Source organism: Mycolicibacterium parafortuitum (genome assembly GCF_002086815.1).
Classification (GTDB): Bacteria; Actinomycetota; Actinomycetes; order Mycobacteriales; family Mycobacteriaceae; genus Mycobacterium; species Mycobacterium parafortuitum.
Map to the genome: position 1 here is coordinate 44097 of NZ_MVID01000028.1, position 24991 is coordinate 69087.

The 24991-nt window shown below is 68.5% G+C and carries 27 protein-coding genes and 3 tRNA genes; 15 read left to right on the forward strand and 15 right to left on the reverse strand.

Annotated elements, in window-relative coordinates:
• Positions 1 to 27: 27 nt before the first annotated feature.
• Positions 28 to 567, reverse strand: a complete 540-nt coding sequence (locus tag BST38_RS23820; protein ID WP_083145960.1) for a DUF7158 domain-containing protein — start codon at positions 565 to 567, stop codon at positions 28 to 30.
• Positions 564 to 4700, reverse strand: coding sequence for a glycoside hydrolase family 38 N-terminal domain-containing protein (locus BST38_RS23825; RefSeq protein WP_083145961.1), 4137 nt, complete (start codon positions 4698 to 4700; stop codon positions 564 to 566). The genes BST38_RS23820 and BST38_RS23825 overlap by 4 nt, the downstream gene beginning before the upstream one ends.
• A gap of 164 nt (positions 4701 to 4864) precedes the next feature.
• Between BST38_RS23825 and BST38_RS23830 the strand changes: the two genes are divergently transcribed.
• Positions 4865 to 5215 carry a hypothetical protein gene (locus tag BST38_RS23830; protein ID WP_083145962.1) on the forward strand — a complete coding sequence of 117 codons (351 nt, stop codon included), beginning with the start codon at positions 4865 to 4867 and terminating at the stop codon, positions 5213 to 5215.
• Positions 5216 to 5248: 33 nt separating this feature from the next.
• On the opposite strand, the gene BST38_RS23835 is transcribed toward BST38_RS23830, so the two are convergent.
• Positions 5249 to 6202, reverse strand: a complete 954-nt coding sequence (locus BST38_RS23835; RefSeq protein WP_083145963.1) for a helix-turn-helix transcriptional regulator — start codon at positions 6200 to 6202, stop codon at positions 5249 to 5251.
• Between the two features lie 62 nt (positions 6203 to 6264).
• On the opposite strand from BST38_RS23835, the gene BST38_RS23840 reads away from it, so the two are divergent.
• Positions 6265 to 6789: a DinB family protein gene (locus tag BST38_RS23840; RefSeq protein WP_083145964.1), complete on the forward strand. Its 525-nt coding sequence runs from the start codon at positions 6265 to 6267 to the stop codon at positions 6787 to 6789.
• Positions 6790 to 6792: 3 nt separating this feature from the next.
• Positions 6793 to 7392, forward strand: a complete 600-nt coding sequence (locus BST38_RS23845; RefSeq protein WP_083145965.1) for a DinB family protein — start codon at positions 6793 to 6795, stop codon at positions 7390 to 7392.
• 9 nt (positions 7393 to 7401) lie between these two features.
• Here the strand turns inward: BST38_RS23845 and BST38_RS23850 are convergent, their stop codons facing one another.
• On the reverse strand, positions 7402 to 8010 hold the full coding sequence (locus tag BST38_RS23850) for a TetR/AcrR family transcriptional regulator (protein WP_083145966.1): 609 nt from the start codon (positions 8008 to 8010) through the stop codon (positions 7402 to 7404).
• A 95-nt stretch (positions 8011 to 8105) separates the two neighbouring features.
• On the opposite strand from BST38_RS23850, the gene BST38_RS23855 reads away from it, so the two are divergent.
• The 5 genes from BST38_RS23855 to BST38_RS23875 all read left to right on the forward strand — a co-directional run bounded on the left by BST38_RS23855 (position 8106) and on the right by BST38_RS23875 (position 13495).
• Entirely contained in the window at positions 8106 to 9104 is a 999-nt protein-coding gene (locus BST38_RS23855) for an oxygenase MpaB family protein (RefSeq protein ID WP_083145967.1), read from the forward strand.
• 62 nt (positions 9105 to 9166) lie between these two features.
• The gene (locus BST38_RS23860) at positions 9167 to 10540 is read left to right on the forward strand and encodes an ABC1 kinase family protein (protein WP_083145968.1); all 1374 of its coding nucleotides are present in this window, start codon (positions 9167 to 9169) and stop codon (positions 10538 to 10540) included.
• Complete coding sequence (locus BST38_RS23865; protein ID WP_083145969.1) at positions 10540 to 11442, forward strand: alpha/beta fold hydrolase; 903 nt, start codon at positions 10540 to 10542, stop codon at positions 11440 to 11442. The genes BST38_RS23860 and BST38_RS23865 overlap by 1 nt, the downstream gene beginning before the upstream one ends.
• A gap of 127 nt (positions 11443 to 11569) precedes the next feature.
• Positions 11570 to 12445, forward strand: a complete 876-nt coding sequence (locus BST38_RS23870) for a cyclopropane mycolic acid synthase family methyltransferase (protein WP_083145997.1) — start codon at positions 11570 to 11572, stop codon at positions 12443 to 12445.
• A 153-nt stretch (positions 12446 to 12598) separates the two neighbouring features.
• Positions 12599 to 13495, forward strand: a complete 897-nt coding sequence (locus tag BST38_RS23875) for a cyclopropane mycolic acid synthase family methyltransferase (protein WP_083145970.1) — start codon at positions 12599 to 12601, stop codon at positions 13493 to 13495.
• 433 nt (positions 13496 to 13928) lie between these two features.
• Here BST38_RS23875 and rplA read toward each other — a convergent pair whose 3' ends face one another.
• The 11 genes from rplA to BST38_RS23930 all read right to left on the reverse strand — a co-directional run bounded on the left by rplA (position 13929) and on the right by BST38_RS23930 (position 18801).
• Positions 13929 to 14642 carry a 50S ribosomal protein L1 gene (gene rplA, locus BST38_RS23880; RefSeq protein WP_083145971.1) on the reverse strand — a complete coding sequence of 238 codons (714 nt, stop codon included), beginning with the start codon at positions 14640 to 14642 and terminating at the stop codon, positions 13929 to 13931.
• A 63-nt stretch (positions 14643 to 14705) separates the two neighbouring features.
• On the reverse strand, positions 14706 to 15134 hold the full coding sequence (gene rplK / locus BST38_RS23885; RefSeq protein WP_083145972.1) for a 50S ribosomal protein L11: 429 nt from the start codon (positions 15132 to 15134) through the stop codon (positions 14706 to 14708).
• A 42-nt stretch (positions 15135 to 15176) separates the two neighbouring features.
• Complete coding sequence (gene nusG / locus BST38_RS23890; RefSeq protein ID WP_083145973.1) at positions 15177 to 16019, reverse strand: transcription termination/antitermination protein NusG; 843 nt, start codon at positions 16017 to 16019, stop codon at positions 15177 to 15179.
• Between the two features lie 45 nt (positions 16020 to 16064).
• Complete coding sequence (gene secE, locus BST38_RS23895; RefSeq protein WP_083145974.1) at positions 16065 to 16514, reverse strand: preprotein translocase subunit SecE; 450 nt, start codon at positions 16512 to 16514, stop codon at positions 16065 to 16067.
• Positions 16515 to 16602: 88 nt separating this feature from the next.
• Positions 16603 to 16675: transfer RNA gene (locus BST38_RS23900), tRNA-Trp, on the reverse strand.
• Between the two features lie 229 nt (positions 16676 to 16904).
• Positions 16905 to 17435, reverse strand: a complete 531-nt coding sequence (hadC, locus tag BST38_RS23905; RefSeq protein WP_083145975.1) for a (3R)-hydroxyacyl-ACP dehydratase subunit HadC — start codon at positions 17433 to 17435, stop codon at positions 16905 to 16907.
• Positions 17436 to 17445: 10 nt separating this feature from the next.
• A complete protein-coding gene (gene hadB / locus BST38_RS23910) occupies positions 17446 to 17874 on the reverse strand; it encodes a (3R)-hydroxyacyl-ACP dehydratase subunit HadB (protein ID WP_083145976.1) in 429 nt (142 codons plus the stop codon).
• Positions 17861 to 18340, reverse strand: coding sequence for a (3R)-hydroxyacyl-ACP dehydratase subunit HadA (hadA, locus tag BST38_RS23915; RefSeq protein WP_083145977.1), 480 nt, complete (start codon positions 18338 to 18340; stop codon positions 17861 to 17863). Before hadA ends, hadB begins: the two co-directional genes overlap by 14 nt.
• Positions 18341 to 18406: 66 nt before the next feature.
• On the reverse strand, positions 18407 to 18574 hold the full coding sequence (gene rpmG / locus BST38_RS23920) for a 50S ribosomal protein L33 (protein WP_003929651.1): 168 nt from the start codon (positions 18572 to 18574) through the stop codon (positions 18407 to 18409).
• 31 nt (positions 18575 to 18605) lie between these two features.
• Positions 18606 to 18679, reverse strand: a tRNA-Met gene (locus BST38_RS23925).
• 49 nt (positions 18680 to 18728) lie between these two features.
• Positions 18729 to 18801, reverse strand: a tRNA-Thr gene (locus BST38_RS23930).
• Between the two features lie 131 nt (positions 18802 to 18932).
• Between BST38_RS23930 and BST38_RS23935 the strand changes: the two genes are divergently transcribed.
• The 7 genes from BST38_RS23935 (at position 18933) to BST38_RS23965 (ending at position 24980) form a co-directional block, all read left to right on the forward strand.
• Positions 18933 to 19673, forward strand: a complete 741-nt coding sequence (locus tag BST38_RS23935) for an MBL fold metallo-hydrolase (protein ID WP_083145998.1) — start codon at positions 18933 to 18935, stop codon at positions 19671 to 19673.
• Positions 19674 to 19778: 105 nt separating this feature from the next.
• Positions 19779 to 20783 (forward strand): phospholipase effector Tle1 domain-containing protein, encoded by a 1005-nt coding sequence (locus tag BST38_RS23940; protein WP_083145978.1) that lies wholly within the window; start codon positions 19779 to 19781, stop codon positions 20781 to 20783.
• A 210-nt stretch (positions 20784 to 20993) separates the two neighbouring features.
• Positions 20994 to 21698: a crotonase/enoyl-CoA hydratase family protein gene (locus tag BST38_RS23945; RefSeq protein ID WP_083145979.1), complete on the forward strand. Its 705-nt coding sequence runs from the start codon at positions 20994 to 20996 to the stop codon at positions 21696 to 21698.
• A gap of 260 nt (positions 21699 to 21958) precedes the next feature.
• On the forward strand, positions 21959 to 22480 hold the full coding sequence (locus BST38_RS23950; RefSeq protein WP_083145980.1) for an MSMEG_0572/Sll0783 family nitrogen starvation response protein: 522 nt from the start codon (positions 21959 to 21961) through the stop codon (positions 22478 to 22480).
• Between the two features lie 19 nt (positions 22481 to 22499).
• Positions 22500 to 23393, forward strand: coding sequence for a carbon-nitrogen hydrolase family protein (locus BST38_RS23955; RefSeq protein WP_083145981.1), 894 nt, complete (start codon positions 22500 to 22502; stop codon positions 23391 to 23393).
• A complete protein-coding gene (locus tag BST38_RS23960; RefSeq protein ID WP_083145982.1) occupies positions 23386 to 23679 on the forward strand; it encodes an MSMEG_0570 family nitrogen starvation response protein in 294 nt (97 codons plus the stop codon). The genes BST38_RS23955 and BST38_RS23960 overlap by 8 nt, the downstream gene beginning before the upstream one ends.
• Positions 23679 to 24980: an MSMEG_0569 family flavin-dependent oxidoreductase gene (locus BST38_RS23965; RefSeq protein WP_083145983.1), complete on the forward strand. Its 1302-nt coding sequence runs from the start codon at positions 23679 to 23681 to the stop codon at positions 24978 to 24980. The genes BST38_RS23960 and BST38_RS23965 overlap by 1 nt, the downstream gene beginning before the upstream one ends.
• The last annotated feature ends 11 nt before the right edge of the window (positions 24981 to 24991 follow it).

Here is a 24991-nt window from a genome sequence, read left to right on the forward strand (position 1 = left end):
GCCTCAGTGCCGGTGCACATTGCACGTTCAGTGCCGGTGCACATTGTCGGGCTGCCTCGGATCCCCGGGATGCTCGTATCCCGGGGCGAGCGTGACGAGTTCGGCGCACCGCGCGTCCAGCCACCGCCGGTACTCCCGGCGGCGGGCCGCGGCCAGCAGGTGCGCGGCGACGTCGGCAGGCCGCGCGAACCAGTTCGGGTTGCGGCGCCGATAGTCGGCGACGGTGTCGTCGGAGATCTCGACGTGGGCGGTGACCTCTGCATAGACCGCCCGGCCGTGCGCGGTGGCCAGGGTCGCCGCGGCGACGCTGCCGAGTTCCAGCCGTGCGACGGTGTCGGGCAGCACCTCGACCTCGGCGGGCACGGCTGCACCGCTGCCCGGGGTCGCGGCCACCACGCGTTCGGCGACCAGCACCTGGGTCAGCCACCGGCGCAGCTGCCTGCCCTCGCTGGTGCCCGGCCGGGGCAGCGCGTCCCTGCGGTCGCCCGCCCGGACGGCCCGTTCCCGCGCGTCGACCTCGGCGACGGACACCACGTCCGCGCCGACCGTCGCCGCCCACCCGCTCATCGCACCGTCACCCGCACCGACGGGGAGTACAGCAGCTCCCCCGCGCCCGCGACGCGGACCAGCGCCCACCACCGGCCGGGTCCGGTGCCCACCGGCGGGGCCACCTCGAAGGTCAGCTCGACGCTGTCGCGGGCCGGCGCGATTCCGCCGATGACGTTGGGGCGCAACCATTCCCAAGTTCCCCATGGTGAGATCACGTGCGCCTCGATCGTCAGGTCGGTGTGGCTGCCGTTGCCGATCGCGACCCGCAGCGACGCGCTGTCGCCCGCGGCGACCTCGATGTCGTGCGGCTCGGTGACCCACCGCAGCAGTGCGTCGTCGTGGGCACCGACCGAGATCACCGCGACGTCCTCGACCGTCTGGTGCCACGCCGCCGGGATCGCCGCGCCCGTCACGGCGAGCTCGGCGAGCACGGGGTACAGGCCGGGGGCCGTCTGCGCGGGAATGCGCACCTCGACCGTCGAGTCCAGGTGCTCGCCGGGCGGCAGCACGAACGGCAGCTCGTCGGTGTCCGGCGCCCATCCCGGCGGCACGATCAGCCGGACCCTGCCGTGCAGGGTGGTGTCGGTGGCATCGCTGGCGGCGGTGAGCCTCAGCGCGACGACGTCTCCGCCCGCGGCCTCGGCCCGGTGCGGATGCAGGTGGGCCACCGCGGGCAGCCCGCCCAGTGGCGCGGGGCCCCGGTTGTGCAGCCAGTAGCGGGCGTAGAGCGGCTGTACGGCCTCGGCGTCGGGCGCCAGCGGCGTCCGGTCGGCGTCCAGGATTCGCGGGAAGTTCAATTCTGTTCGCAGCGTGGCGATCTCGTATCCCTGCAGCCGGGTGCTGCGACTGTCGGCGGGCAGCGGTTCCTCGATCAGGTTCAGGTGCTGCGGCGCCGCGAGGTGCCGCAGCCCGGACTGCACCGACACGTCGGTGCCGCGGCCCAGGGTCTCGACGAGGCGCAGCGCCACACCGTCGGCCGGATCGGCCCGCCGTGCACTGCCTTGCGGCGTGGGGTTACCCAGCGATTTCAGCGCCGCCACCCGCACCGCCCGTTCGGGCTGTACCTCCAGCAGCGAACCCCACGGCGGCAGGCCACCCCGACCGGGAGCGTGCCCGGCCGTCGACGGCAGCAGGGGCTGGTTGAATTCCGCGCCGCGCGCGGGCATCTGGAGGTCCCGCCAGTCCCCGGCGCCGGATACCACCGCGTAGTCGAAGGTGTGGGTCCAGTGCTGCAGCTGGAAGTTCGAGCCGTCCGGTGCGGTGCGCCGCGGCGGGTCGATCCAGGTACCGGACGGCCACCCCGTGCACGAGCGCATCAGCGACGCGTTCAGCGTGCCGTCGGCCTCGACCGCGAAACCCGGGATGCCGCGGGTGATCAGCGCGACGGTGTGTGCGTCGAACGGTTCGGAGGTTTCCTGGCCGACATCCTGGTCGATGTAGACCTCGGCGTCGGCGAGCCCGGCGATCAACCCGGCGATCGGCTCCTCGCCGCTTCCGTCCGCGCCGACCAGCAGCACCGGCAGCGCCGCCGGGTCGCGCAGGTCGGCACCGGGCACCCAGACCTCACGCAGCGGCCGCGAGGCCGGGATCCAGGTCAGCGGGCGTGCCGGCGCCCCGGCGAGAACTGTTGCGGTGAAGGCGTTGTCAGCGACACTGCCGATACTGATCCGAAGGTCGGGCAGGTTCGAGTCGACGGCCAGGTCGCCGTAGCGCGGTGCGCCGGCGGCGCTGCACGTCGCGGTGACCCCGGCGCGGGCCAGCGCGGCGACGAGCTCACGTACCGCAGGCTCGGCCCCGGTGGGCGAGATGACCTCGGCGACCGAGACCGCGCGCGCGGCGCCGCCGCGGAAGCGCACCCGCAGCGCGCTCGACAGCCCGAACCAGCCGTAGGCGGGGTTGTCGAGGGTGTACGGGTGCACCGCGCTGTCGACGGAGTCCGGGCCCGGGCCCGGTTCGGTCAGCAGTGCGAAGCCCCGTCCGATCACGGCGTCACCGACCTCGCTGACCGGCATCGCCCCGGCGACCGGGCAGGGCCAGCGCAGCCGCACCAGTCGGTCGGCGCCGGTGAACTCGTCGACGACGGTTCGGCAGTCGAGCCGGTCGACGCCGTCCCAGAGAGTGAGCGTCTGGGTGTAGCGCAGCACGCCGGGGATCTCACCGGTGACGACCAGCCGTTCACCGACTGCGCTGCGGTATCGGTTCACCGCGGTAGCCGGGTGCTGTGACGACGTGACCACCGGCCCCTTCGGGAGCAGGTGCCAGGGACCTTCGCCGGCGGTGGGATGCGCGGGGTACTCGTCGAACACGGCGAGTTCATTGCCGACCCGGCCGGCGGCGATCAGCTCGCGGCCGCCGGCGAGCAGGGACGCGACCCCGCCGCCGCGGTCGGGGTCCACCGCGGCGCGCAGATGCGAGTTCGCGATCTCAGTGCCCGGTACCGCTTCCCACCGCGAGGCCGGCTCGCCGGGCACCAGGCGGTAGGACTGCCAGCCCAGCGACGGGACGTCGCGGGCCGCCCAGGTGAGGCAGTGCCCGCCGTGTTCGGTCAGCGCGGGCACGGCGGCGCCGTGGCAGTCGACGACCTGCCCGGCGAACGGCTCGTCGAGCCGCACGGTGACGATGTCGCAACGGTTGTGCGCCAACGGGTTCCACACCACCACCGACGCGTCGACGCTGCCGGACAACAGGGCCAGCGCGGTGTCGCGGGCAGTGACGCCCAGCTGCCAGGCGTCGCGCCAGCCGGTGAGCAGGTCGAGGTACACCTGGTCGGATTCCGATCCGGTGATGGCGTCGTGGTGGGCGCCGTAGGCCAGTTGCACCCAGGCCTTGGCCAGCGCGGCCTCCGGGTAGGTGGCGCCGGTCAGCACCGCGGCGAACACCGCGAACGTCTCGGCTTCCAGCGTCGCGTTCTCCGCGCCGCGGTTGGCCTGCTTGGTGTCGATGTAGGAGACGTCCTTGCCCGTGTATATCGGGTTCATGTCGCGGGTCTGCGGTGACGGCGCCGCGCCGCGACCCTCGAGTTCGGCGCGCACCGCCGCGAAGAACTCGCGGGGCAGCGCGCAGACGAACCGGGGCCAGGTGTAGCGGCTGTTCCAGTCGCGGTGGATGTCGGTGACCCACTTGTTCGGCGGGGTGTAGTCGGTGCCGACCGGCAGCAGCACGTTGCGGGTCAGCGCGACCTTCTTGAGCGCGGTGAACAGCTCGTAGGTCGCGGCCTCGGCCTCCTGCAGGGTCGCCGCCGAGTCCATCCACCAGCCGGCCGCGTAGTGGGCGGGCATGTAATGGGTCAGCAGTCCGCGGCCGGACGGCGCCATCCATTCGAACTCGCTGGCGAACTGCATGCGCGCGGGGTCGCCCTGATCGGCCATCGGACCCCACTGGTGGTGCGGTCCGCGCGCCCACGAACTCGACGTCAGCCCCGCGTCGGCCGCCATTCCCGGGAACTGCGGGTCGTGTCCGAACACGTCGAGTTGCCACGCGGTCGCCGGTTCGGCTCCGAGGATGTTGCGCTGGAATCCGATGCCGTGGACGAAGTTGCGGATCGCGGTCTCGGGGCTGGTCAGGTTCGTGTTGGGTTCGTTGTACGTGCCGCCCATGATCTCCACGCGACCCTCGGCGATCATCCTGCGCAGGTCGGCGCGCTCCCACGGATGGGTGTCCCAGAACGGTTTGAGGTAGTCAACCTCGGCGAGCACGAACTTGTATTCCGGCTCCCGCCGAGCCATCTCCAGGTGCGCGCTGACCAGGTCGAAACCGTTGGTCTGGCGGCAGCGTCCCGGCGGATCCTCGGTCCATGCGCTGGTGTAGGCCCCCTGGGTGTTCCACCACACCGGGTCGTAGTGGAAGTGGCTGACCATGTACATCGTCCAGCCGGTCTCGGCGACGGTGAACCGGAACGGCACCGAACTCTCGCCCGCGGCGGCCGTCGCATCACGTTGCTGACCAGGGACGGGATCGGTGACGTCGACGGCGACCTCGACCGATTCCCGACCCGGTTGCGCGACCGCGTCGCCGACGGTGTGCAGTCCGGGACCCTCGATCCGCACCGGCGCGGGGGCGGTGCAGTCCCGGTAGAACACCCGCACGACCTGCAGCGGCGCATCCGAAGGCCCACTGAACAGCTCCGTCGATTCGGCGGAGGTGACCTGCACGGAGTCAACCCTACGGCGTGGGCGGCGGGAAGTGTGGCGATCCGGACCAGCTAGGGTGGGGTGGACTCCCAGCGAATTCCCAGCAACGCACCCGCGGGCGAGTTTGCTGTGCAATGATCGTCGGACCAGCAGCCAGAGCACGAAACCCAGCCGAAGGAGATCTGATGACCGCCCGCTCCCGCATCCTCGCACGCTCTGCGAAGGTGCTCGGAATCGCCAGCATCGGCGCGTTCGGCGCCGTCGCGTTCATCAGTGTCGGCGCAGGTACGGCCACCGCGGACGTCAAGCGCATGGCCCCCACGCCCAACGTGACCAGCCGTCAGGCGTCGCAGAACTCGGTCATCCGGATCAACGACATGGGCGTGGCCCGCGGTATCTCGGAGGCCCGCCTCGGCGATGCCGGCGTCGTGCACGCCCAGGGCGAGATCCGTGACAGCGTCAAGGCCGTCCAGGGCACCAAGTCCCGTCCGTTCCGCGGGGGCTTCCCGTCGGGTCCGGCCATCGGCGACTGGTGACCCGGGGGTAATCCCCGCTCACGGGCGCCCACTTCACGGACGCACCGCCCGCCCGATCCGGTCGGCGACCACCTTCACCGCGTCGACGACCTCGGGCGGTTCCAGCACCTCGAAATCGCATCCCGGCATCGCCAGCCACGGGATCATCCGTTCCGGGTCGTCCGCACCGACGGTGACCAGGCACGCGTCGGGGCCGTCCGGTTCGATGTCCGCCGACGCGGCCGAGAACGTCTGCGCGACGACGTCGTGGGGCGCGAAGTACCGCACCTTCGCCACATAGGGATACGGCGACGACGTGATCGCGCGCCGGACGTACGATGCGGCGTCCGGGGTGTCGCGCGGCACGAACGTCGTGCCCACCGCGCGCACCTCCGACATCCGGTCCAGCCGCAGGCTGCGCCAGTCGTCGCGGTCGCGGTCGAAGCACATCAGGTACCAGCGCCTGCCGGTGGTGACCAGCTGGTAGGGCTCGAGGCGGCGCTCGGTCGCGGTCCCACGGATGTCGACGTAGCCGGCGGTGACGTGCTCGTGGTCGCGGCACGCCCGTGCCAGCGTCATCAGGACCTCGGGTTCGACCGGGGTGGCGGTGGCCGCCCCGAGGGTCACCGTCGCGTCGTGTACCGCGGCGACCTGAGACCGAAGCCGCGCCGGCATCACCTGATCGAGCTTGCTCAACGCCCGCAATGCGGATTCCCCGACGCCGGCGACGCTGCCGCCGGCCGCGACCCGCAGGCAGACGGCCATCGCGACGGCCTCGTCGGGGTCGAGCAGCAGCGGCGGCAGCGCGGCGCCCGCCCCGAGCTGGTAGCCGCCGCCGTGCCCGGTGCTGGCGTGCACCGGATAGCCCAGCTCGCGCAGCCGGTCGACGTCGCGGCGCACGCTGCGGGTCGTGACCCCGAGCCGCTCGGCGAGTTCCTCACCGCTCCACACCCGGCGGGACTGCAGCAGGCCGAGAAGCTGCAGGACTCGGCTTGTCGTTTCGGACATACCCGAAGTCTGCCGCACTTCTAGGACAGAAACTGTCCTAAAGAGGTGCGAGAGTCGGAGTCATGAGCACCGACCTCGTCTCCCTCCTCACCGATCAACTCGACTGGCACTGGACCCATCAGTTGCGGCCGCGGCTGGCTGGGCTCACCGATGACGAGTACTTCTGGGAGCCCGTCGCGAACTGCTGGACGCTGCACCGCGACGGCACCGTCGACTTCGCCTATCCCCCACCGCAACCCGAGCCGGTGACCACGATCGCGTGGCGGCTCGCGCACGTGATCGTCGGCGTCCTCGCGGCGCGCACCCACTCGCATTTCGGTGGACCTCCCGCCGACTACGAGAGCTGGGATTACGCGCTGGACGCCGAGACTGCCCTGACCCAGCTCGACGCTGCCTACGCGGCGTGGACGACCGGTGTGCGCGGCCTCAACGATGCCGGACTGGCGCGGCCGTGCGGCCCTGCCGAGGGACCGTACGCCGCCGAACCGATGGCGGTGCTGGTCTTGCACATCAATCGGGAAGTGATCCACCACGGCGCCGAGATCGCTTTGCTCCGTGACCTTTACATCCACCAGAAGGAGAACTGAACCATGCCCGCCATGCCCCCACCCATCGCCGACGAACGTGCCGGACTCAAGGAGTACCTGGCCGCGCAGCAGTATGCGTTCCACGCGATCGCATACGGGCTCACCGACGAGCAGGCGCGCTCGACGCCGTCGGTCAGCGCGCTGTCGATCGGCGGTCTGATCAAGCACGTCACCCAGTGCCAGCAGGGCTGGATGGAGCGTGTCGCCGCCGCCCCCGAGTTGTGTGAGCGGGACAAACGCCCGATGGCTGATCAGGCGCAGGAGTACGGCGACCAGTTCGTGATGCGCGACGACGAGACGCTGGCCGACATCCTGGCCGCGTTCGAGCGGCAGAACGCCGAGACGATCCGGTTGGTGGAGACCGTCGATCTGGCTGCGGCGGTGCCGGTACCGCCGGGGGTGCCGTGGTTCCCGCAGGATGTGCCGGCCTGGTCGGTGCGATGGGTGCTGTTCCACCTGATCGAAGAACTCGCCCGGCACGCCGGCCAGGGCGATGTCATCCGCGAAAGCATCGACGGGGCAACGCTTTACGAGCTTCTCGCGGGACTGGAGGGGTGGCCGGCCACCGAATGGCTCACCCCGTTCACCCCAGCGGCCGGTTGACGCGGGACGTCAGCGCAGGACGAGCCTCAGCGCGTGGTCGACGACGGCGTCGAGGTCGTCGCCGAGGTGGCCGGCCAGCCACTGCTGGGCCAGTTCTGCCATCGCGCCGGTGTACATCGCCGCGCCGGTCGCCGCCGCGATCGGGTCGGTGTCGGGCTGTAGCCGCCACCCCTCGGTGAGCACCGCCTCGCGCAGCAGGTCCTGCGTCGCGGCGCGCCGTTCGGTGAGCACCGGATTGGACCGGGCGTCGGTGAACAGCACCCGGCCCCGGCGGGGGTCGGCGGAGCTGTAGTGCAGGACCGCGGCCATTCCGGCCCGGGTCCGCGCCCGCAGCGAGTCTCCGGCGCCGGCCATCGCCTCCTCGACGACGGCGGCGAGTTCGGCGCTCACCCGGTCGTAGACGGCGCCGAGGAGATCGTCGGTGCCGTCGAAGCTCTCGTAGAAGTAGCGGGTGTTCAACCCGCACTCGCGGGACACCGAGCGCACCGACACCGCGGACTCGCCGCCGTCCCCGAACAGCCGGTACGCGGCGTCGACCAGCAGGGCGCGGCGTTCGGCGCGGCGATCCGTCAGCGGCACACCCGCCCACCTGGTCGGATTCGACGCCGCACCGGACATCGCTACAGCGTAAGTCGTCCAGGAGATGTTCTGGCCACATCCGTAGCCAAAGGAGTTATTCTGGCTACAGCCGTAACCACTCCTTGGAGGTTTCGATGCTTCTGCCGCACCAGATCCTCGGTGACCAGCTCAACAAGCAGTTCGACGCGCGGGTACGCACGCAGTTCTTCCGCGGCATGGATTTCGCGAACCCGGTCGGCGACCCGGGGTGGTTCGGTCCCGGCAGCGCCGTCTGGCACGTGCACTCCCACATGCCTGCGCTGGTGTTCGGGCTGCAGTGCGCCGCGTTCATCGAACGGCTCGACCCGTCCATCTACTGGATGGGCGTGCATCACTCGCGGCTGGTCAAACAGGACACCAAGAACAAGCCGATGCCCGAGATCGACCCCGCGGGATTCTGGGCGCGGCTGGGCCATTCGGTGGCGTTCTTCACCGGAACCGCGTACGGACCCACCCCGACCGCGGAGAAGCTCGCGCTGACCGTGCGCTCGATGCACCACACCATCAAGGGCACCCGGCCCGACGGCGCGCGCTACGACGCCGACGACCCCGAGTGGCTGCGCTGGAACTACGCCACCGTGGTGTGGGGCATCGCGACCGCGCACGAGCTCTACCACCCGCAGCCGCTGCGCGGGAAGAAGCTCGACCGCTACTACGCCGAATTCGTCAGGGTCGGCCACGCGCTGGGCGGCACGGATCTGCCCGCCACCAAACAGGACACGCTGGACTGCCTGAAGTCCTATCTGCCGAAGCTCGCCGTCACCTACGGCGCGGCGATGGCGACCGGGCCCGACCTGCCGCTGCCGTTGGCCGCGCTGAACTGGGCTGTGCGCGACACCATGCCGCCCTGGGCGAAGGGCCTGATCCAGCACCGCGACCCGAACATCGTCGAACGCACCGCCCGGCGCGCGACGGTGTGGTCGGTGCTCAACGGCTGGCACGCCGCGATCGGGCCCCTGCCGGAGTTCGTCGAGGCCCGCAAGCGTGTCGCGGGCGGCGTCGACCCCACGCTGGCTCCGCACACCCTGCCGACCCACCGGCCGGGCACCGATCCGGTCCGCAGCCGCTCCGAGCTCGAAGACGCGTTCGGGTAGCGGTGTTGTGACCCGGTGCACAGCTTTTCCCACAGCCCTCGGCTTTTGACACACTGCATTACATGAGTTCCACCCAGAAAAACCAGCGAACACCACACCGCGCGGTTGCCAGGTTGGACCGTGTCCCCCTTCCGGTCGAGGCAGCGCGCGTCGGCGCGACCGGCTGGCAGATCACCCGCACCGGCGCCCGCGTCGCCGCAGCCCTCGGCACGCGCGGCTCCCTGCAGCAGAAGATCGTCAAGCAGATCCCCCAGACCTTCGCCGACCTCGGGCCCACCTATGTGAAGTTCGGCCAGATCATCGCGTCGAGTCCCGGCGCGTTCGGCGAACCGCTGAGCCGCGAGTTCCGCGGCCTGCTCGACCGGGTTCCGCCCGCCGACACCGATGCGGTGCACAAACTCTTCCGCGAGGACCTCGGCGACGAACCGCAGAACCTGTTCAAGTCGTTCGACGAGAAACCGTTCGCGTCGGCGTCGATCGCACAGGTGCACTACGCGACGCTGCACTCGGGCGAGGAGGTCGTGGTCAAGATCCAGCGCCCGGGCATCCGGCGCCGGGTCGCCGCGGACCTGCAGATCCTCAAGCGCGGTGCGCGCCTGGTCGAGTTCGCCAAGCTCGGGCAGCGGCTGTCCGCCCAGGACGTGGTCGCCGACTTCGCCGACAACCTCGCCGAGGAACTCGACTTCCGGCTCGAAGCCCAGTCAATGGACGCGTGGGTGTCGCACATGCACGCGTCGCCGCTGGGCCGCAACATCCGGGTGCCGCAGGTGTACTGGGACCTGACCAGTGAACGCGTGCTGACGATGGAGCGGGTGACCGGCGTGCGCATCGACGACGTCGCCGCGATCCGCAAGAAGGGGTTCGACGGCACCGAGCTGGTCAAGGCGCTGCTGTTCAGCCTGTTCGAGGGCGGTCTGCGGCACGGCCTGTTCCACGGCGACCTGCACGCGGGCAACCTGTACGTCGACGACGACGGCAAGATCGTGTTCTTCGACTTCGGCATCATGGGCCGCATCGACCCGCGCACACGGTGGCTGCTGCGTGAGCTCGTCTACGCGCTGCTGGTGAAGAAGGACCACGCGGCCGCGGGCAAGATCGTGGTGCTGATGGGCGCCGTCGGCACCGTGCGGCCCGAGGCCGAGGCGGCCAGGGATCTGGAGAAGTTCGCGACGCCGCTGACGCTGAAGTCGTTGGGAGACTTGAGCTATGCCGAGATCGGCAAGCAGCTCTCGGCGCTGGCCGACGCCTACGACGTGAAGCTGCCGCGCGAGCTGGTGCTGATCGGCAAGCAGTTCCTCTACGTCGAGCGCTACATGAAGTTGCTGGCGCCCAATTGGCAGATGATGAGCGACCCGTCCCTGACCGGGTACTTCGCGAACTTCATGGTGGAAGTGTCGCGCGAACATGGCACCGGTACCGAGCAGCTGGATTCGTAGTGCAGATCCGCCACGGCACCGCGCGCTCCGGTGAGCTGGAGATCCACTACGAGGAGATGGGCGAGCCCGACGATCCGGCGGTGCTGTTGATCATGGGTCTCGGCGCGCAGTTGCTGTTGTGGCGCACGGCTTTCTGCGAAAAGCTGGTCGATCAGGGATTGCGCGTGATCCGGTTCGACAACCGCGACGTCGGGCTGTCGTCCAAGCTGGCCGGCAGGCACGCGGGCGCTGCGCTGCTGCCCCGGATGGCGCGGTCGTTCGTCGGACTGCCCAGCCCGGCTCCGTACACCCTCGAGGACATGGCCGAGGATGCGGCGGCGCTGCTGGACCATCTCGGCATCGACACCGCCCATGTGGTCGGCGCGTCGATGGGCGGGATGATCGCGCAGGTCTTCGCGGCCAGGCACCATCCCCGCACCAAGACCCTCGGGGTGATCTTCTCCAGCAACAACCAGGCGGCCCTGCCTCCGCCCGGGCTGCGCCAGCTCTCGGCGATCCTGCAGCGCCCCGACGGTTCGTCGCGCGAGGCGATCATCGACAACGCGGTGCGCGTCGCCCGCATCATCGGCAGCCCCGGCTACCCGGCCGACGAGCAGCGTCTGCGCGCCGACGCGATCGAGGGTTATGACCGTAGTTATTACCCGGCCGGGGTCGGCAGGCACTTCGCCGCGATCCTGGGCACCGGCAGCCTGCGCCGGTACGACCGCCAGATCACCGCGCCGACCGTGGTCCTGCACGGCAAGGCCGACAAGCTGATGCGGCCGTCCGGAGGGCGCGCGATCGCCCGGGCCATTCCCGGTGCGCGCCTGGTGCTGTTCGACGGTATGGGCCACGAACTGCCCGAGCCGCTGTGGGACGACATCGTCGGCGAGCTCAAGACCACCTTCGCCGAAGCCCCCTGACCCGGAAAACTCCTACTCCGGCGTCAATTCACAGGGTCACAAACCCACGTAGCATCGCCGGAGTCGGGCACTTTTCGCCGCCGTTTCAGGAGAACCTCTTCGGGCTGTGCCCAACGGGAAGGCCGCCATGGCCTCGACGAAAAAACGCGATCTCAAACCCCACTTCCAGGACGTCCAGGCGCACTACGACCTGTCGGACGACTTCTTCCGGCTCTTCCTCGACCCGTCCCAGACCTACAGTTGCGCCTACTTCGAGCAGGACGAGATGTCCCTTGAGCAGGCCCAGCTCGCCAAGGTCGACCTGGCGCTGGGCAAGCTCGGCCTGCAACCGGGCATGACCCTGCTCGACGTCGGCTGCGGGTGGGGGTCGACGATGTTGCGCGCGCAGGAGAAATACGACGTCAACGTCATCGGCCTGACACTGAGCGAGAACCAGAAAGCCCATGTGGAGCGCGTCTTCGCCGAATCGGCGAGCCCGCGGGACAAGCGCGTGCTGCTGCGCGGCTGGGAACAGTTCGACGAGCCCGTCGACCGCATCGTGTCGATCGGGGCGTTCGAGCATTTCGGCAGGGACCGGTGGGACGACTTCTTCGCCATGGCGTATCGGGCGCTCCCCGACGACGGGGTGATGCTGCTGCACACCATCACCGCGCTCACCGTGCCGCAGATGGCGGAACGGGGAATGCCGCTGACGTTCTCGGTGGCCAGGTTCGTCAAATTCATCCTCACCGAGATCTTCCCGGGCGGATATCTGCCGACGATCGAACTGGTCGGCGAGCATGCCGCGATACCGGGGTTCGAGTTGACGCGCACCCAGTCGCTCCAGCCCCACTACGCGCGCACCCTGGACTGCTGGGCGCAGGCTCTGGAGTCTCGCCGCGACGACGCGATCAGGATCCAGTCCGAGCAGGTGTACGACCGGTACATGCACTATCTGACCGGCTGCGCCGCCGGATTCCGGGTCGGCTACATCGACGTCAACCAGTTCACGCTGGCGAAGTGACCGATCGGCAGGATTGGATCGGGCAGGTCGCCGAACGCTACGCTGAGGCCTTCGAGACGCGTGTTTGCAGAAGGCCGAACCGTGTCTTAGGTAACGTCTCGTTCGTCTTGACAACGATGGCGTATTGACCCAAAAGCGCGAAGCAGAGGAAACATGTCTGACAACTCCGCCGGCACGAAGGACCTGACTCCTCATTTCGAGGACATCCAGGCCCACTACGACCTGTCTGACGATTTCTTCGGCGTCTTCCAGGATCCGACCCGCAAGTACAGCTGCGCGTACTTCACCGGCCCGAACGTCACGCTGTCGGAGGCGCAGGTCGCCAACGTCGACCAGCACCTCGACAAACTGGACCTCAAGCCCGGGATGACGCTGCTGGAGGTCGGTTGCGGCTGGGGTCTGACGCTGCAGCGTGCGATGGAGAAGTACGACGTCAACGTCATCGGCCTCACGCTGTCGAAGAACCAGAAGGCGTACTGCGATCAGCTGCTCGGCAAGCTCGACACCGAGCGCACGTTCGATGTCCGGTTGGAGGGCTGGGAGCAGTTCGGATCCCCCGTCGACCGCATCGTGTCGATCGAGGCGTTCGAGCATTTCGGGTTCGAGCGCTACGACGACTTCTTCAAGATGTGTTTCGACGTGCTGCCCGAGGACGGCCGGATGACCATCCAGAGCAGCGTCGGGTACCACCCGTACGACCTCGCCGAGCGCGGCAAGAAGCTGACGTTCGAGCTGGCCCGCTTCATCAAGTTCATGATCACCGAGATCTTCCCCGGCGGCCGACTGCCCACCACCGGAATGATGGTCGAGCACGGTGAGAAGGCCGGCTTCGTGGTGCCGGAAGCGGTCTCGCTGCGCAACCACTACATCAAGACGCTCGGTATCTGGGCCGACCGGCTCGAAGCCAGCAAGGATGCGGCGATCGCGGCGACCGACGAGGAGAACTACGAGCGCTACATGCGCTACCTCAAGGGCTGCCAGTACTACTTCATCGACGAGGCCATCGACGTCAGCCTGGTCACCTACCTGAAGCCGGCCGTCTCCGCCTGACCCAGCTGAAACGAAGAATCCCCCGCACGCCTGAATGCGGGGGATTCTCCATGTCGGCCCGAAGGCCGCGGCTCTTCGGTGATGCCTCCACAGTCAGTATCGCCTCCGATCGGCGCTCGGCTGCGGCTTTTCGCACATGTGCCGCGGCGGCGGTCGCCGCGCGATGTGGTTGACGCGATTCGCCTCTGGCGCAGCCTGATCGGTGTTACGTTCAGCCCGAGGGTGCTCTTCGGCCGCCGCATCACGGTTCACCAGGGGGATACCGGAGACCTCTGACCAGCGCGCCGGGTCCACCGCTCGTGGGGGACGGTGTTCCAGGCGGGTCGGAGGCGGCGACCGAGGGGCACTCTCAAAATCCCCAGATCCGCAAAGTGCTTGTCAGACAAGAAAACCCCGCCCGGGTGGGCGGGGTTTTCTCGTAGCGTGCTTCGGGCTAGGCCGGCTCCTCCGCGAAGTTGCGGGTCACGGCCGGGTCCACCGGGATGCCCGGGCCCGTGGTGGTCGAGACGACGACCTTCTTCAGGTAGCGGCCCTTCGACGAGGACGGCTTGGCGCGCAGGATCTCGTCGAGCGCGGCACCGTAGTTCTCGGCGAGCGCCTTCTCGTCGAACGACGCCTTGCCGATCACGAAGTGCAGGTTGGCCTGCTTGTCGACGCGGAAGTTGATCTTGCCGCCCTTGATGTCGTTGACGGCCTTGGTGACGTCGGGGGTCACGGTGCCGGTCTTCGGGTTCGGCATCAGGCCACGCGGGCCGAGGATGCGGGCGATGCGGCCGACCTTGGCCATCTGGTCCGGGGTGGCGATCGCGGCGTCGAAGTCGAGGAAGCCGCCCTGGATCTTCTCGATCAGGTCGTCGCTGCCGACCACGTCGGCGCCCGCGGCGAGGGCCTGCTCGGCCTTCTCGCCGACGGCGAAGACGGCCACGCGGGCGGTCTTACCGGTGCCGTGCGGCAGGTTCACGGTGCCGCGCACCATCTGGTCGGCCTTACGCGGGTCGACGCCCAACCGGATCGCGACCTCGACGGTGGCGTCCTGCTTCTTCGACGACGTCTCCTTGGCCAGCTTCGCGGCCTCCAGCGGCGTGTAGAGCTTGCTGCGGTCCACCTTCTCGGCGGCTTCGCGGTAGGCCTTGCTGTTCTTGCTCATTGATGTCTCCAGTTCAGAGTTGTGGTCGGCGGGCCGTAGCTGGCCCTCCCACGCTTCGTACTTCTACTCGACGGTGATGCCCATGGAGCGGGCGGTGCCCGCGATGATCTTCGCCGCGGCGTCGATGTCGTTGGCGTTCAGATCGGACTTCTTGGTCTCGGCGATCTCGCGGACCTGATCCCAGGTGACCTTCGCGACCTTCGTCTTGTGCGGCTCGCCGGAACCCTTCTGCACACCGGCTGCCTTGAGCAGCAGCTTGGCGGCGGGCGGGGTCTTCAGGGCGAACGTGAAGCTGCGGTCCTCGTAGACGGTGATCTCCACGGGGATGACGTTGCCGCGCTGCGACTCGGTCGCGGCGTTGTACGCCTTGCAGAACTCCATGATGTTCACGCCGTGCTGGCCGAGCGCGGGACCGACCGGCGGGGCGGGGTTGGCCTGCCCGGCCTGGATCTGCAGCTTGATCAGCCCGACGACCTTCTTCTTCGGGGGCATGGCTGTGCTTTCCTTCTTTTCTCTCGCCGGGCGGGTGCCCGGTTAAATCTTGGCGACCTGGTTGAAGGTCAGTTCGACCGGCGTCTCACGTCCGAAGATCGACACCAGCACCTTGAGCTTCTGCTGCTCGGCGTTGACCTCGCTGATGGACGCGGGCAGCGTCGCGAACGGGCCGTCCATGACGGTGACCGACTCGCCGACCTCGAAGTCGACCTCGATGACGGGGCGGTCGATGCCACCGGCCTCCGAGGCCGCAGACGCCGCAGACGAGGCGGCGGCCTTGCCCGGCTTCTTCGCCGCGGCGGGCGGCAGCAGGAACTTGACGACGTCGTCCAGCGACAGCGGGGACGGACGCGACGTCGCGCCGACGAATCCGGTCACACCGGGGGTGTTGCGCACGGCGCCCCACGATTCGTCGTTGAGCTCCATGCGCACCAGGATGTAACCCGGCAGCACCTTGCGGTTGACCTGCTTGCGCTGGCCGTTCTTGATCTCGGTGACCTCTTCGGTCGGCACCTCGACCTGGAAGATGTAGTCGCCGACGTCGAGGTTCTGCACGCGGGTCTCGAGGTTGGCCTTCACCTTGTTCTCGTAACCGGCATACGAGTGGATCACGTACCAGTCGCCGGGCTTGAGGCGCAGTTCCTTCTTCAGCGCAACCGCGGGATCCTCGTCCTCTTCGGGAGCGTCCTCTTCGGGAGCGGCCTCTGCGGCGGCGTCCTGGTCGGCACTCTCGCCGGCGTCGGCACCTTCGATGACATCGGTGACCTCGGCGGGCGCGGCGTCCTCGTCGCTGCGCACAGCGTCGGAACCGGCCTCGGCGTTGGTGTCGTCAATGGTGTCGACGGTGTCGCCCGTGGGCGCATCGCCGTCGAAGCTAGTCACGTGTCAGTCCTCTCTCAGTTTCTTTCCTGGCGTCCCGCTCGGGGATCAGGCGAAGACCCAGGTCACAAGCCTCGCAAGGCCGAGGTCCACCCCGCCGATCAGCGCCACCATGAAAATCAGGAAGAACAGCACCACGGTCGTGTAGCTGATCATCTGCTTGCGGTTCGGCCAGATGACCTTCTTGAGCTCACCGACAACTTCCTTGAGGTAGTTGACGATGTAGGTGATCGGGTTGCGGGACGGGCCGTCCTTGGGCTTCTTGGCCGTCTTCTTCTTGGCCTTGGGCCCGCGGCCGTCGTCGTCCTTCGATCCCGAGCTCTCGGTCTCCGGCTTCTCGTCGGCGCCTGCCTCGGCATCGACGGCACGTCGTGACCGCTTGCCGGTGGGTCGCAGGGGCCGCGTCACCACCGCGGTCTGACCGCCGGTGTCGCCATCGCCGGTCTCCGTGCCGCTGTCGGTGTCCGCGGAGCTGACACCGTCGCGCTCGTCGCTCACCGCATGCTTCCCGTCTGTTCGTCCTTAGTGATCCACTCTCCAGTATCCAGAACCGGAATGTGTCCACTCTGTCGAGTATTCAGTTGCGCAGGGGCGACAGGACTTGAACCTGCAACCTGCGGTTTTGGAGACCGCTGCTCTGCCAGTTGAGCTACGCCCCTTCAGGGGATCCCTGCAGGGCCCACACAGATCGCGCGCTCTCCGTTCGCTCGATCAGAGCCTACGGACAGCGCGCTTAACTGGGAAAACCCCGAAGCCCGAGTGTAGCGCGCCGTGGGTCCGAGTTGCTAATCCGCACCATCTCGGGTTCTCGGCGACGCGCGATTGCCGGTGGCGGCGGGTCGCCCGCCGAGCCACGGGTGGACCTGACCGCCTGTGCCACAACGAAATCTACTGCGCGACCTCGAGCTCGTCGTGGGTCACCGGCTTGCGCACGACCTGGCCGGTCTCGGGATCCCAGCCGGCGGAGATGGAGTTGTCGCCCTCATGGCCCATCAGCGTCGTGAACGCCTCCATCACGACCTTGCCGTCGTCGTCGGTGAGCTCGTTGCGGGTGGTCACGATGTCGGCACCGAAACGCTCGTCGACGCTCTCGATGAACATCGTGGCGTGCAGGACGTCGCCCTCCTTGATGGGGCGGTGGAACAGGAACTTCTGGTCCACCTGCACGATCTGCATGGTCTCGAAGCCGATGTCGACGTTCTGGAAGAAATGCCGCTGGGTCATCACCGCGAGGATCGACATGAACGTCGGGCCCGCGACCAGACCGGGGTGGCCCTGCGCCTGGGCCGCCTCCAGGTCGAGTGACGCCGGATCGGTGGCCTTGACGGCGTTCGCGTACTGCCGGATCTGCTCGCGGCCGACGACGAAGGCATCGGGATACTTGTAGACCATCCCGCGGATGTCGGTTTTGAGTGCCATCGGTACCTCCTTACGCGAGCGTCGCGACCGCGATGGCGCGCCCGAAGATCTTCTTGCCGCCGGAGGTGGCCGTCAGCGCGATGGTCACGTCCTTCGATTCGGGGTCGACGGATTTCACCCGGCCGTTGAACACGATCTCGGCGCCCTTGCCGTCGTTGGGGACGGGCACGACGGCGGTGAACCGCACGTTGTACTCCTTGACCGCGGCCGGGTCACCGACCCAGGACGTGATGTAGCCGCCGCCGACGCCCATGGTCAGCATGCCGTGGGCGATCGCGGTGTCCAGCCCGACCTGCTTGGCGATCTCGTCGTCCCAGTGGATCGGGTTCAGGTCGCCCGACACACCCGCGTAGTTGACGAGGTCGGCCCGCGTCAGCGGGATGACCTTTTCCGGCAGCTTGTCGCCGACCTTGACCGAACTGAATTCACGCAGTGCCATCTGTGAAGCCACTCTCTCCGTCTTCTTCGCTACGACCCGCCAGCGTGGTGTAGCACTCCTGCACGACTTCGCCGTCTTCTGTGCTGACGATGTTCTTGGTCACGATGAGGTCCGTGCCGTGCGCTTTGCGGACCGAGTCGATCCATACGTCGCAATAGAGCCTGTCGCCCGCCTTGATCGGCCGGACGAAGCGGATGGCCTGATCGACCTGGACGATCTGCGCGTCGGCGATGCCGATACCGGCGGCGTCGAACATCGCCAACTGCGCCTGGTATCCGAACACCGAGATGAAGGTCAGCGGCGCCGGCAGCGAGTCGTGGCCCAACTCGGCGGCAGCCTCTTCCGCGAAGTACGCGGGATCGTCGTTCTTGACCGCCACGGCGTACTCGCGGATCTTCTCGCGGCCGACCGTGTAGAAATCGGGGTAGCGGAAGTGCGTTCCGACGTATGCAGCCAGCGACGACACGACAGTGAACCTACCTGGTCGACCTCGGCGACCGCGATACGACGGTGTCGGGCCGGATCCGGGTCGCTAGCGCGACTCTTTGTGGGCCTGGTGCTTACCGCAGTTCGGGCAGAACTTCTTGATCTCGAGGCGATCGGGATCGTTGCGGCGGTTCTTCTTGGTGATGTAGTTGCGGTGCTTGCACACCTCGCAGGCCAAGGTGATCTTGGGCCGCACGTCAGTACTGGAGGCCACTGTCGTCTCTTTCTTCTACGGTCGTGTGTTGTAGCGGTGGGGGGGCTCGATCCCCCGACCTCACGATTATGAGTCGTGCGCTCTAACCAGCTGAGCTACACCGCCCCGGACGGATCCGAGCTCAAGCGAACTGACCGCCACCCGGTTCCCACCGAGCCCCCTAACGGAATCGAACCGTTGACCTTTTCCTTACCATGGAAACGCTCTACCGACTGAGCTAAGGGGGCCTGCACTCGCGCCACAGCGGCGAGCCTTAAAGAGGGTACAGTCTCACCGATTCCGACACCAAACCGCAGGTCAAAGTGTGCGTTTTCGGGTGGTTCCCGCCGATTGGGGCTCGGATGCCTACGCTGTGCGCATGCCCGCCACGGATGACACCGCCACAGAAGAGAACGACCGCCTCTACTTCAAGCAGCTGCTGTCCGGGCGCGATTTCGCCGCCGGCGACATGATCGCCCAGCAGATGCGCAACTTCGCCTATCTGATCGGCGACCGCGAGACCGGCGACACCGTCGTCGTCGACCCCGCCTACGCCGCGGGGGATCTGGTGGACGCGCTGGAGGCCGACGGCATGCACCTGTCCGGGGTGCTGGTCACCCACCACCACCCCGACCATGTCGGCGGCTCGATGATGGGGTTCACCCTCAAGGGCCTCGCCGAGCTGCTGGAGCGGGTCAGCGTCCCGGTGCACGTGAACGCCCACGAGGCCGACTGGGTCGCGAATGTCACCGGGATCGCGGGCAGCGAGCTGACCGCTCACCAGCACGGCGACAAGGTCTCGGTCGGCGCCATCGACATCGAGCTGCTGCACACCCCCGGCCACACGCCGGGCAGCCAGTGCTTCCTGCTCGACGGCCGTCTCGTCGCGGGCGACACCCTGTTCCTGGAAGGCTGCGGGCGCACCGACTTCCCCGGCGGCAATGTCGACGACATGTTCCGCAGCCTGCAGGCGCTGGCCAAGCTTCCCGGCGATCCGACGGTGTTCCCCGGCCACTGGTACTCCGCCGAGCCGAGCGCGCCGTTGTCGGATGTGCGCGGCAGCAACTACGTCTACCGGGCCCGCGATCTGGACCAGTGGCGGATGCTGATGGGCGGCTGACGGGCCGCTCCGCGTACCCCGGAGTTCGGCGTTCCGGCCCCGCCGGCACCCGGTTCTGGCAAACTCGATCCCAGCGCTGTCGCCCAACCCGCGCCGGGGGTCCTCGTGAAGAACATCGCGCTGTGCTTCGACCGTGACCGCGATCTCGACGGTGCCGAGAATCCCACCAACGCCGCGCTGCTGGCGCAACTGCTGCTGCGCACCGACGACCAGCTCGTCTGGTCCGCCGGCCCCCGCCGCGGCGACGTGGACGACGCCCGCGCGGCCATCGCCGATGCGTACGGGTTCCTCGTCGACCACTGGCGGCCCGACGACCGGATCTTCCTGTTCGGCGCCGGCCACGGCGCGGCCTGTGCGCACTCGCTGGCCCGGCTGCTCGGCGCCGTCGGGGTGCTGGGTGACGACGACGTGGCGGGCTGGTCGGCCGAGGACTTCCGCGGCTACGCGCTGTCCACCTACGCGCTACCCCGTACCTGGCGCGATGCGGCCGACTGGGAGCACATCGCCGGGTTGACGGCCGCACTGTCCGGCCGCTCGGAGGCCGGCGCCGACGTCCATTTCCTCGGCATGTTCGACGCCGCGGGCTACCCCGGGACTGTCCTCGGGCGGGAGCCGTCGCGGCTACCCCGCGTGCGGGCGGCGCGGCACGCCCTGGCGCTGGACGGCGCACCGCGACCGCGGGCGCCGCGGCTGCCGGACGGCCCGGACGACGTGCGCGAGGTCTGGTTCCGGGGCGGGCACCGCGACCTCGTCGGCGGCCACCGCGCGTGCCCACCGCTGGCCGGCATCGCGTTGGACTGGGTGCTCGACGGCGCGGTCGCCGCCGGGGCGATCGTGCGGTGCGGCGTCGACGGCCACCCCGCTCCGATGGCCGCCGACGCCTTGGCCGGGCACGCGCACACCGTGGCCGTCCGCAAAGTTCGCGACGGCGCTGCGGTGCATGCGAGCGTGCAGACCCAGCTGCGGGCGCATCCGTCCTATTGGCGGCGCCTGCCCGCGAGGGTGGTGTGGGCGGATCCGGACTGGACGGCCCGCGCTGAACGACTCGTGCCGGGCTCCGTGACGCCCCCGTCCGTCACGGAAAGCCCGGCACTTGTCGCGGCTTCCTGAACCCCCACGTTCCAGGAAACCGGTTGGCTGCGGTGACCGCGTCTTTCGCATCCCCCGGGATCCGAATCGCGGTAACCCCTCGTGTACCGCGCGAATCTGACGCTATGCAGTCGCCCGGTGACCGTCCTGAGTAGTGCACTACTTCTTCTGCGCAGTATTCGGCCCGGACCACTTACGTAGTGCCGGCGAGACCGCTGTTACGTTTCCCCCATGACCGACTCCGTCTCGTATGAGTTCGCCGACTCCGTGGCCACGATCACCCTCGACGACGGCAAGGTGAACGTGCTCGGGCCCACCATGCAGACCGCGATCAACGGGGCTCTCGACCGCGCCGAGGCGGATAAGGCCAAGGCCGTCGTGCTGGCCGGCAACGCGCGGGTGTTCAGCGGCGGTTTCGATCTCTCGGTGTTCCAGTCCGGCGATGCCGCCGCCGCGCTGGGCATGCTCTCCGGCGGCTTCGAGCTGTCGCTGAGGACGCTGACGTTCCCGGCGCCGGTGATCATCGCCGCCACCGGGCCCGCGATCGCGATGGGTTCGTTCCTGCTGCTCTCCGGCGATCACCGGATCGGCCAGCCGAAGTCGCGGTGCCAGGCCATCGAGGTCGCGATCGGCATGACGATCCCGATCTCCGCGCTGGAGATCATGCGCGCCCGATTGACCCCGGCGGCGTTCGAGCGGGCCGCCGCGCTGGCGACGACGTTCGCCGGTGCCGACGCGGTGGCCGCCGGCTGGCTCGACGAGATCGTCGACGCCGATCAGGTGCTCCCCCGGGCACAGCAGGTGGCGGCCGAAGCGGCGGCCACCCTGCACCCCGGCGCCCACCTGGCCACCAAGCTGAAGGCCCGCAAGGGTGCACTCGAGGCGATCCAGGCCGGGATCGACGGGCTGGCAGAGGAATTCACCCTCGGCACCTAGATCTGCCTGTCGCGAAATACAATTCCGGGCTGCGGCCTGGGCGATATGCACAGCCGTGGGTCAACTCTCGGAACATCGCGCAACTCTCGCGCCCCGGGTGTTTCCGCCGTGTTTCCCCGGTGAACTCCCCCTAACGAATTCGTAGTCCATCGGCAACCAGTGCGCAATCGCACAGGCCTGTACTTGAAGCGGCCGCCGATACTGGGCCCTCGGGCATCGTCGCCGCGAGAACCGTACCGCTACGAACCCCGGGAGCCTTTATGCCTTTTGACGCGACGATCGCGGAGAACATCACGACCTCACTCGCCGAGATCCCCCACCCGTCACTGCCCAAGGGCTCCAACATCTACGGCGGCACCAAGATCTTCCCCGACTACAAGGCCGAGAACGGGGAAAGCTACTTCACGCTCGTCCACGGCATCGCCCACGAGTCGTCGGTCAGCTTCGTCGCGGTGCTGCAGGCCACCCGCGCACTTCGGAAGGGCTTCGAGTCGGCGATCTACTTCTACGGCCCGGGAGCGATCAATTGCCTTGCCACCCGTGGCTTTCCGACCACAGGCGACTCCGGCTTCCCGGGTGAGCAGAACATCAACGACGCACTCGGGACGTTCATCGGCGAGGGCGGCACGGTGTTCTGCTGCCGCTTCGGACTTGCCCTGCACGGCGGCCGCGAAGAGGACCTCATCGAAGGCGTCATCCCCGCGCACCCACTGGACGTGCAGGACGCGTTGATCCACTATGCCCGTAAGGGCGCCATCATCAACTCCACCTACATGGTCTGAAGCGGGATGGAGCGCGACCATGACGAAACTCGCGGCAGTCTCGGCGAACTTCACTCGCGACCTTGAGCAGAACTACGCGCTGATCGCCGACCTGGTCGGCGAGGCCAACGCCCGGGGGGTGGACTATCTGGCGTTGCCCGAGGCCGCGATCGGTGGCTACCTGTCCTCACTCGGCAACCACGGCGACACGGTCAGGACCGCACAGCAGTCCCTGCCGCCGGCGATCACGCTCGACGGCCCCGAGATCACCCGGGTGCAGCAGATCGTGGGTGACCTGGTGGTCGCGATCGGTTTCTGCGAACTCGCCGAGGACGGACGTACGCGGTACAACGCCGCCGCGGTACTCGACGGCGGAACCATCTACGGCTCCTACCGCAAGGTGCACCAACCGCTGGGTGAGGGCATGTCGTACTCGGCAGGTTCCGGCTACCGGGTGTTCGACACCCCCGTCGGCCGGATCGGTCTGCAGATCTGTTACGACAAGGCGTTTCCCGAGGCAGCCCGGATCATGGCATTGCAAGGGGCCCAGGTGATCACCAGCCTCTCGGCGTGGCCCGCAGCGCGCACCGCAGCCGCCGCGAACCTGCAGGAGGATCGCTGGACCTACCGTTTCAACCTGTTCGACACCGCCCGGGCACTCGACAATCAGGTCTTCTGGGTGGCGTCCAACCAGAGCGGCACCTTCGGCTCACTGCGCTACGTGGGCAACGCGAAGATCGTCGACCCCGGTGGGAACATCCTGGCGACAACGCATCTCGGCAGCGGTATGGCGGTGGCCGACGTCGACATCGACGAAACCTTCCGCGCGATGCGGGCCGGGATGTTCCACCTGCGCGACCGCAGGCCCGACGTCTACGGTCCGGTGACCGAAGCCGCGACGGCGGCGGCATGGCAGGCATTCGAGCATGCCTGAGATGACATTCCAGGTTCGCTGGCCGGACGGCGTTGAGCAACAGTGCTACTCACCGAGCCTGGTGGTACACGACTACCTCAGCGTCGGGGCCACCTACGATGTGGCCGAGTTCGTGGCCCGCACCACCCGTGCGATGGCAGAGGCCGACGACCGCGTCCGCGCCCGATACGGGTTCGCCTGCACCGCAGCGGCGGCCACCACCCGGGAGATCAGGCGCACAGCGGCCCGCTACCCCGCCGACGCCGCCATCCGGGTCGTCGCCATGCACCCCGACAAGGAGTCCTGATGACCACCGCCGCGGCACACACCCCGGTCGCCGTGATCGGGGGCGGCCAGGCCGGTCTGTCGGTCAGCTGGTACCTGAGCCGCGCCGGCATCGACCATGTGGTGCTGGAGGCCGACACCCCCGTGCATGCGTGGACCGACAGCCGTTGGGACAACTTCACTCTCGTGACGCCGAACTGGCACTGCCGGTTGCCGGGCTACGTTTACGACGGACCCGACCCGGACGGCTTCATGACCCGCGACGAGGTGGTCGACTGGCTCAGCGGCTGGCTCTCCACCTTCGAGGCACCCGTCCGTCCGCACACTCGCGTCACCCGATTGCGCCACGGCGCCGAGCGCGGCTTCGAGCTGACCCTGCAGACCGATGCCGGGGAACAGACACTGGCCTGCGAGCACGCCGTGATCGCCACCGGCGGCTATCCGGTCCCGGTAGTGCCGCCTTTCGCCGGTGCGCTGTCCCCTGCGATCTGCCAGATCCATTCCGAGCAGTACCGCAACGCAGACCAGCTCCCCGACGGCGCCGTGCTCGTCGTCGGCACCGGCCAGTCCGGCACCCAGATCGCCGAAGATCTCCACCTGGCAGGCCGGCAGGTGCACCTCGCGGTCGGGAACGCCCCCCGGGTGGCCCGGTTCTACCGCGGCAGGGATTGCATGACATGGCTTTCCGACATGGGGCTCTACGACAAACCGGCGGCCGAGTACCCGGGCGGTAAGGCGGCCATCGAGAAGACGAACCACTACGTCACCGGACGCGACGGCGGCCGCGACATCGATCTGCGCCGCTTCGCCACCGAAGGCATGAAGCTCTACGGCACACTCACCGACGGGCACGGCAGCTCGCTGCGGTTCGCACCGACCCTGCGGCGCGCGCTCGATCACGCCGACTCGGTGTACAACTCGATCTGCGCGGACATCGACGCCCACATCGCGAGAACGGGCGCCGATGCCCCGCCTCCGAGCCGCTACGTGCCCGTGTGGCAGCCCGAGACCGAGCCCACCGCACTGGATCTCACGGCGGAGCAGGTCAACACAATCGTCTGGGCGATCGGCTACCGGCCCGACTACCGGTGGATCGAGGCGAGCGCCTTCGACGGGGGCGGCCGCCCGATGCAGAACCGGGGCGTGACGACGGTGCCGGGCCTGTCCTTCGTCGGGCTGCCGTGGATGCACACCTGGGGATCCGGGCGGTTCCTCGGCATCGACCGCGACGCCCGGCACGTCGCCGCGGCGATCATCGACAGTGAGAACGGCAAGGTTCGCCGCAGCGCCTTGCGTACCCCCAGATACGCAGAGACCGCCTAGGAGAACCGTGG

Excerpts from the sequence above, each read along its gene's own strand:
- BST38_RS23820 (WP_083145960.1), bottom strand. The coding sequence starts at position 567 with ATGAGCGGGTGGGCGGCGACGGTCGGCGCGGACGTGGTGTCCGTCGCC.
- BST38_RS23830 (WP_083145962.1), top strand. The coding sequence starts at position 4,865 with ATGACCGCCCGCTCCCGCATCCTCGCACGCTCTGCGAAGGTGCTCGGA.
- BST38_RS23835 (WP_083145963.1), bottom strand. The coding sequence starts at position 6,202 with ATGTCCGAAACGACAAGCCGAGTCCTGCAGCTTCTCGGCCTGCTGCAG.
- BST38_RS23840 (WP_083145964.1), top strand. The coding sequence starts at position 6,265 with ATGAGCACCGACCTCGTCTCCCTCCTCACCGATCAACTCGACTGGCAC.
- BST38_RS23845 (WP_083145965.1), top strand. The coding sequence starts at position 6,793 with ATGCCCGCCATGCCCCCACCCATCGCCGACGAACGTGCCGGACTCAAG.
- BST38_RS23850 (WP_083145966.1), bottom strand. The coding sequence starts at position 8,010 with ATGTCCGGTGCGGCGTCGAATCCGACCAGGTGGGCGGGTGTGCCGCTG.
- BST38_RS23855 (WP_083145967.1), top strand. The coding sequence starts at position 8,106 with ATGCTTCTGCCGCACCAGATCCTCGGTGACCAGCTCAACAAGCAGTTC.
- BST38_RS23860 (WP_083145968.1), top strand. The coding sequence starts at position 9,167 with ATGAGTTCCACCCAGAAAAACCAGCGAACACCACACCGCGCGGTTGCC.
- BST38_RS23870 (WP_083145997.1), top strand. The coding sequence starts at position 11,570 with ATGGCCTCGACGAAAAAACGCGATCTCAAACCCCACTTCCAGGACGTC.
- BST38_RS23875 (WP_083145970.1), top strand. The coding sequence starts at position 12,599 with ATGTCTGACAACTCCGCCGGCACGAAGGACCTGACTCCTCATTTCGAG.
- rplA (WP_083145971.1), bottom strand. The coding sequence starts at position 14,642 with ATGAGCAAGAACAGCAAGGCCTACCGCGAAGCCGCCGAGAAGGTGGAC.
- rplK (WP_083145972.1), bottom strand. The coding sequence starts at position 15,134 with ATGCCCCCGAAGAAGAAGGTCGTCGGGCTGATCAAGCTGCAGATCCAG.
- hadC (WP_083145975.1), bottom strand. The coding sequence starts at position 17,435 with ATGGCACTCAAAACCGACATCCGCGGGATGGTCTACAAGTATCCCGAT.
- hadB (WP_083145976.1), bottom strand. The coding sequence starts at position 17,874 with ATGGCACTGCGTGAATTCAGTTCGGTCAAGGTCGGCGACAAGCTGCCG.
- BST38_RS23935 (WP_083145998.1), top strand. The coding sequence starts at position 18,933 with ATGCCCGCCACGGATGACACCGCCACAGAAGAGAACGACCGCCTCTAC.
- BST38_RS23945 (WP_083145979.1), top strand. The coding sequence starts at position 20,994 with ATGACCGACTCCGTCTCGTATGAGTTCGCCGACTCCGTGGCCACGATC.
- BST38_RS23950 (WP_083145980.1), top strand. The coding sequence starts at position 21,959 with ATGCCTTTTGACGCGACGATCGCGGAGAACATCACGACCTCACTCGCC.
- BST38_RS23955 (WP_083145981.1), top strand. The coding sequence starts at position 22,500 with ATGACGAAACTCGCGGCAGTCTCGGCGAACTTCACTCGCGACCTTGAG.
- BST38_RS23960 (WP_083145982.1), top strand. The coding sequence starts at position 23,386 with ATGCCTGAGATGACATTCCAGGTTCGCTGGCCGGACGGCGTTGAGCAA.
- BST38_RS23965 (WP_083145983.1), top strand. The coding sequence starts at position 23,679 with ATGACCACCGCCGCGGCACACACCCCGGTCGCCGTGATCGGGGGCGGC.